This window comes from Microvirga zambiensis WSM3693 (assembly GCF_016735695.1).
GTDB lineage: Bacteria > Pseudomonadota > Alphaproteobacteria > Rhizobiales > Beijerinckiaceae > Microvirga > Microvirga zambiensis.
This window is the reverse complement of the sequence record NZ_JAERQD010000135.1, coordinates 1-5,554: the sequence shown is the minus strand read 5'-3', so window position 1 is coordinate 5,554 and position 5,554 is coordinate 1. Positions and strand designations below refer to the sequence as shown.

The following is a 5,554-nucleotide window of genomic DNA, read 5'->3' as shown; positions in this document are numbered from 1 at the left end:
GGTCGCCCTCGATCTGTTCGAGGACGCCTATGGCGCACGCTATCCGAAGGCGGTGGAGTGCCTGCGCAAGGACCAGCGGGCGCTGCTGGCCTTCTTCGATTGGCCGGCTGAGCACTGGATCCATCTGCGAACAACGAACCCAATTGAGAGCGTGTTCGCCACGGTGCGGCATCGCACGGTGCGCACCAAGGGCGCGCTGTCGCCAACCACCGCGCGGCTGATGGTGTTCAAGCTCATCATGGCCGCCGCGAAAAGCTGGCGCCGGCTGATGGGCGAAAATCAGTTGCCGAAGGTGATTGCCGGTGTCAGGTTTAAGGACGGCGCCGAGATCACAACGACGCCAACACACAACGTCGCCTGATCGACCCCATCACCCACCTTCCGGTTTAACTCAGATCGAGGACCACGGCCAAATACAACCAGCCCTCGTTCGTCCACAGGTAGGAGATATCCGCAGCCCACTTCTCGTTCGGACGCTCAGCCGAAAAGTCCTGCTCGAGCAGGTTGGGTGCGACCGGAAAAGAGTGATGGCTGTCGGTGGTGCGCGTGAACCGCCGCTTCTGCCGGGCTTTCAGGCCGTTCTCCCGCATCAGCCGAGCGGTTCGACGGCGACCCACCGTCAGGCCCTCATCCTGCAGCTCGCGGGTGAGGCGCGGGCTGCCATAGGTCTCATGCGAGCGGGTGAAGGCCGAACGGACATGGGCCAGCAGAACCAGGTCCTCCCGCTGGCGCGGGCTGGCTGGACGAGATCGCCAGGCGAAGTAGCCACTCTGGCTGACACCGAGGACCTGGCACAGACGGGTGACGGGGAAGCTCTCTTTCGCCACATCGATGAACTGGAACTTCATCGACTTCCCTCCTTGGCGAAAAAAGCCGTGGCCCGTTTGAGGATCTCCCGTTCCTCGCGCAGAATTTCGTTCTCGCGCCGCAGCCGCTTCAGCTCGGCCGCCATGCCCTCCTAGCGCTCTACGGGCGGATCCTCGATCGCGCGCTCGAGCCGGCGATCAATCCAGTGGCGCAGGGTCGACGATCATGCGAAACACGCAGGTCGACAGGCCAACGCCGAGATCCGCGGCAATCGCCCGTCGGCTGCGGCCGCTGGTCAGAGCAAGCCGTACCGCCTCATCCTGAAACTCTGTCGTAAAGCGTGTCTGGGGCATGGGGATCCTCCTGAGTTGTAAGAGTGCTCTCCATTTTCCGAAGCAGGTCCAGTCGCAGATTAAGCCCTTCTCAAGGAGCCTGTTCGTCGCCTGGTCGAAGCTCTTCCGAGCTTGGAATCCATCGTGCCGCGTCAGCTACAGCAGGGCGATGACCGCCTCGCGGATCTTGTTCTGGTCGATCCTCATGCGGCTACTTTCCCACGACACGACCCTAGATTCCACAGTCATCGGCGCATGCGTATGTAGCCTCTGGACGTGCATGGCGTTCAAAGGCCGCCGATTCTCATCGGTCGGCAATCCTGCTCTGCGTGTGCTGGTACCAGTCCTATAATCTCAGCCTGCGCAATCTTGAGGAGATGATGGCTGAACGCCGCATCTCGTTCGACCATGCAACCATTCACCACTAGATGATCCACAGGCGCCTCCGGTGATCGTTGTAACGCCGCCGAAGCATAGCCGCGATATTCCAAGCGCTTCAGTGCATCGACCAATCGCTCTGACCGCGGCTGCCACCCGGCGGCGCTAACAAACCTGTGATAGCTTGCGCCGGACGAACTACGGCAGTTAAGCTTATTGGCTCGGCAGATCCCCGACCTTAGCTGAGCCCGCCCCAGTGTGTTGCGGTTTCGTTAAATGTCGTGACAGCGTGTCGACTGTCAGATCACTCTGACATGGACTATGCGGGGTGCATCCATCGCGTGGATGTGTCCGATCAGAACTATGGATTTCTCCAGCCAACTCCTCGACGTTAACCCTTCCATTCATCGAATCATCGGCGCGGGACACGCTGGGCTGATGAACACCGGGGAGTGGCACGCAGGGGAAACGATGCGCGGAGAAATGACAGTCGGAGCAGGTGGCATTCTGGGTCGGCAGACCGGCAGTTTCGATCCGCCACGGGTCGTCACAAGCTTCTATCCGCGACTGTTGCCATTGCTGAAATGCTCCTGCGAATACCTCTCCGAAAGAACGGCCAAGACTACTGACACGAGTTGCTTAACTTCTGCTGCTGTCCAGGATTCATAGCTGACGGTGACGTGCCCAATTTACAACTCTATCTCGACTGTGAGACGAAATGCGAACGCTGCTCGTTGATCACCATACGAACTTTGCACGCACGGTGCGCGGTGCGCTGGCGGAAAGCGGCTTTGCCGTTGATATAGCTTGTACCCTGGAAGAGGCTTCGAGCATATTTCATTGCGCCAGCTACGAGATTCTCCTCCTAGAATTGGCTTTGCCGGATGGCAATGGCTTGGACTGGTTGAGGCAACTAAGGAGCGGGGGGCATTCGGTTCCCGCCGTAATTATGAGTTGCCTCGACGATTGCGAGAAGCGGATTGCCTCTTTCAACGGTGGGGCGGACGATTTTTTGCTCAAGCCGGTCTCTCCTGTTGAGCTCATCGCCAGGATGAGAGCCATTCAGCGCCGGGCAAGACAGATGGCCGCCCCCATCCTTGTATTTGGCAACCTCAACTTCGACCCCATCAGCAGAGAGGTTTCCGTGGCAGGCGATCCGCTGACCATAGCACGCCGCGAGCTATGTATTCTTGAACATTTGCTTAGTCGCGCCGGCCGCGTCGTGCCGCGCGACCAGTTGGAAGATCACCTTTATCCGTTCAACGACGAGGTTTCTACCAACGCACTTGAAGTTGGAATTTATCGCTTACGTGGACATCTGAATAGGTCAGGTGCGACGCCACGAATAAAGACCGTGCGTGGAATTGGCTACATTCTTCAATTGCCTGACGCGGCATCCGTATGATTGTTGACTGTGAAGGAAGACTGTCTTGAGAATGTTTACAACTCGCGATCCCAGCATCATTCAGCGGCCGCCCCTCGTCGACGGCTCGAGTGTTACGGATTGCTTCTGTTTGGGCCCTCTCCTCTGCACCCTACTGCTGCTTTTTCCACTTTCGGCCGCGGCTCAAAGTAACAGGGATGAAGGGAAGCAGCGTGCAGCTTCCAATGGCATCAATGCCACGCTGAAGCTTACCTCGTCGCTCGGCAAGACAGTTCATCTGCCCGCGCCAGCTGCCACCATCTTTGTTGCCGACCCGACGGTTGCGGATTATCAGGCACCTTCAAACAAAACCATCTTCGTCTTTGGCAAGAAATCCGGGCGGACCACCCTATTCGCCTTGAACGACAATGGTGAGGCCCTCGCCGCGTTGCAGATCGTCGTCACAGAGCCGATTGAGGATCTGCGGGCGATGTTGAGGGATCAGGTCGGCGACTATCCGATCCGCGTCAAGTATACTCCACGCGGCGCAATCCTTAGCGGCACGGCGCCCGACGCAGAAACTGTCCACACGGCGAAAGAGATCACCGAGCAATTTCTCGGAGACGGTGCTCAGGTCGTCAATAACATCAAAGTCGCTGGGTCCTTGCAGGTGAATCTGAGTGTGCGCGTAGCGGAAGTGTCTCGTGGGGCGATGAACGAACTCGGTATTAACCTGTCCGCCCTCGGTCAAATCGGCGGTTTCAAGGTGGGTTTGGTGAGCGGCGGCGGCAAACGTGCCGGCTCTGGCGCGGGGAAAGGTGGCGGTACAGCAGAAATCGGATACAACGATGGTAACGTCAACATCAGCGCGGTTCTTGACGCGCTCGCCAAAGAGAACATTGCTTCTATCTTGGCTGAGCCGAACCTCACGGCGATTTCAGGCGAAACCGCTCGCTTCCTCGTCGGCGGCGAGTTTCCCATTCCTGTGCTGCAAGAAAATGGGCAAGTCTCAATTGAATTTCGGCACTTCGGAGTCAGCCTGGAATTCTTACCTACCGTCCTCGGCAACAACCAAATCAATATTCGCGTAAAACCGGAAGTCAGTGACCTCACGTCACAAGGCGCCGTTCAAATCAACGGCATTTCAGTGCCAGCGATTTCAACCCGCCGCGCCGATACGGTCGTCGAACTCGCCAGTGGGCAGAGCTTTGCAATTGGTGGGCTCATCAGGCGTACCGCCAGCAATAACATCAGTGCTGTTCCCGGGCTCGGCCAGATGCCGATCCTTGGCACCCTGTTCCGTTCTTCCTCATTTCAAAAGGAGGAATCAGAACTGGTTATTCTGGTTACGCCGTACATCGTAAGACCAGGGTCGAGCCCCGACCAGATGAGCGCGCCGACGGATCGGATGGCGTCGCGTTTGGATGGTGGGGGGGCCAGATCGAATGTGCCCAGTCGGCCGCGAGGCCGCGCGACTGTCCGCACAGGCGCCGAGAGCGGCATCGGCTATATTATCAAATAGCTGTGGTCAATGATGTTGCGGATCAAAGTTTACTTGGTCGGTCTAACGGCAGGCCTAAGTTGCTGCGCAAGCCCGCCGTTCCATGTGGAGCCGTCGGCACCTATCCTTATCCGAGAGGAGACCTCCGTTCTGACTTTAGAGGGCGTTCGCGCTTCGGAACGGCAGCGGTTGCGAGTCTTTCTTGAGAGGGCCAGCCGCGGTCGGCCTGATGCGCTTCATCTGCTTATCAGCGGGTCGCCCCGGCTTAGCGCAGAGGCGGTCCATCAGGCGAAACAGATCGGGATCGACGCTTACAATATTCAGTTGTTGAACCAACACGACGGCCGCGTAGCGCGAATAGAGGCGATCGTCTATCTTGCCCACCCTCCTGTCTGCCCGTCATTTTCCAGTCCGTTACCTGAGGACGAATCCGTCGATCAGACGCTTGGCTGTTCGACGCGCCATAACCTCGCCGTAATGGTGAACGATCCGCGCGATCTGTTCGGCAACATGGCTGTCAAGCCAAGCGACGGTGATCGTGCGGCCATACCAATTGCAAAATACAGGGAGTTTACAACAGACAAAAGTGGTGAATGATGCCATTGGAGTGCACCCTCGGCGCCGGCTTCATCTTGCTCGCACTGCCTAACGCAGACGCACTCACTCGTTGCCCATAAGCTTTTGAGAAATGTAGCTGTATTCAAGCGCGTAGCGGCGGGCACCGTCCCACAATTTGGCGGCACCGGCGTGCCCCCCCTCCAACTTTTCGAAATAGTAGAAGGGCAGGTCCATTTCTTCGAATAGAGCGACCATCTTGCGCGCATGCACCGGGCCGAGGACGTCATCGTTGGTCGAATCTTCGAAGAAAGGTTCCGGATAGGTCACGCCCGCCCTGACGTTATGATAAGGCGATATCGAGCGCACGAAGCCGCCTTCGACCGGATCGTCGGGATTGCCATATTGCGGTGCTGACCGCTGCGGAATGTTATGTCCTCGATGGTATGGCGAGAAGAGGCTGATCTCCACCATCGGGAGATCTCCGGTTCGAAGTCTTGCTCTGAGATCCCTCCGATCCTTCCAGCCGTCGGGCCGCCGTTTCACGCGAAGGTTGGAGAAAGGCCGCTTCATCTGGCCGAATGTGGAGGGCGGCGCTGTTGCGATCTCACCGGCGCA

At 58.1% G+C, this 5,554-nt stretch carries 6 protein-coding genes and 2 pseudogenes; 5 read left to right on the top strand and 3 right to left on the bottom strand.

The genetic code is table 11. The features are described from left to right. Nucleotides 1–361, top strand: a 361-nt coding sequence (locus tag JKL46_RS33985; RefSeq protein ID WP_201842829.1) for a transposase, incomplete at its 5' end; no start/stop codon positions are given. A 31-nt stretch (nt 362–392) separates the two neighbouring features. Here the strand turns inward: JKL46_RS33985 and JKL46_RS33980 are convergent. Both JKL46_RS33980 and JKL46_RS37130 read right to left on the bottom strand, forming a co-directional pair. Continuing rightward, nucleotides 393–946, bottom strand: a pseudogene (locus tag JKL46_RS33980) (IS3 family transposase); the annotation flags it as partial. 58 nt (nt 947–1,004) lie between these two features. Continuing rightward, nucleotides 1,005–1,160, bottom strand: a complete 156-nt coding sequence (locus JKL46_RS37130) for a transposase (protein ID WP_407667430.1) — start codon at nt 1,158–1,160, stop codon at nt 1,005–1,007. A gap of 259 nt (nt 1,161–1,419) precedes the next feature. Here JKL46_RS37130 and JKL46_RS33975 point away from each other — a divergent pair. From JKL46_RS33975 to JKL46_RS33960, 4 genes and pseudogenes are all read left to right on the top strand, one after another. Then, nucleotides 1,420–1,561: pseudogene (locus tag JKL46_RS33975) on the top strand (IS6 family transposase); the annotation flags it as partial. Between the two features lie 674 nt (nt 1,562–2,235). After that, nucleotides 2,236–2,922 (top strand): winged helix-turn-helix domain-containing protein, encoded by a 687-nt coding sequence (locus JKL46_RS33970; protein WP_009491827.1) that lies wholly within the window; start codon nt 2,236–2,238, stop codon nt 2,920–2,922. A gap of 31 nt (nt 2,923–2,953) precedes the next feature. After that, nucleotides 2,954–4,402 (top strand): type II and III secretion system protein family protein, encoded by a 1,449-nt coding sequence (locus JKL46_RS33965; protein ID WP_009491828.1) that lies wholly within the window; start codon nt 2,954–2,956, stop codon nt 4,400–4,402. A gap of 9 nt (nt 4,403–4,411) precedes the next feature. After that, the gene (locus JKL46_RS33960; RefSeq protein WP_083861395.1) at nt 4,412–4,978 is read left to right on the top strand and encodes a CpaD family pilus assembly lipoprotein; all 567 of its coding nucleotides are present in this window, start codon (nt 4,412–4,414) and stop codon (nt 4,976–4,978) included. A 63-nt stretch (nt 4,979–5,041) separates the two neighbouring features. On the opposite strand, the gene JKL46_RS33955 is transcribed toward JKL46_RS33960, so the two are convergent. After that, nucleotides 5,042–5,410 carry a prolyl oligopeptidase family serine peptidase gene (locus tag JKL46_RS33955; RefSeq protein WP_009491830.1) on the bottom strand — a complete coding sequence of 123 codons (369 nt, stop codon included), beginning with the start codon at nt 5,408–5,410 and terminating at the stop codon, nt 5,042–5,044. Nucleotides 5,411–5,554: the final 144 nt, after the last annotated feature.